The 268-nt window shown below is 55.2% G+C and carries 1 rRNA gene; it reads right to left on the reverse strand.

Annotation, left to right across the window (positions count from 1 at the left end):
* A 23S ribosomal RNA gene (locus AN215_RS00020) occupies positions 1-268 on the reverse strand; the annotation flags it as partial.

Raw genomic sequence — 268 nt, forward strand, 5'->3', positions numbered from 1 at the left:
ACACCAAGTACAGGAATATTAACCTGTTTCCCATCGACTACGCCTTTCGGCCTCGCCTTAGGGGTCGACTCACCCTGCCCCGATTAACGTTGGACAGGAACCCTTGGTCTTCCGGCGAGCGGGCTTTTCACCCGCTTTATCGTTACTTATGTCAGCATTCGCACTTCTGATACCTCCAGCATGCCTCACAGCACACCTTCACAGGCTTACAGAACGCTCCCCTACCCAACAACGCATCAGCGTCGCTGCCGCAGCTTCGGTGCATTGC

Origin of the sequence: Streptomyces abyssalis (assembly GCF_001751365.1) — a bacterium.
GTDB classification, from domain to species: Bacteria; Actinomycetota; Actinomycetes; order Streptomycetales; family Streptomycetaceae; genus Streptomyces; species Streptomyces abyssalis.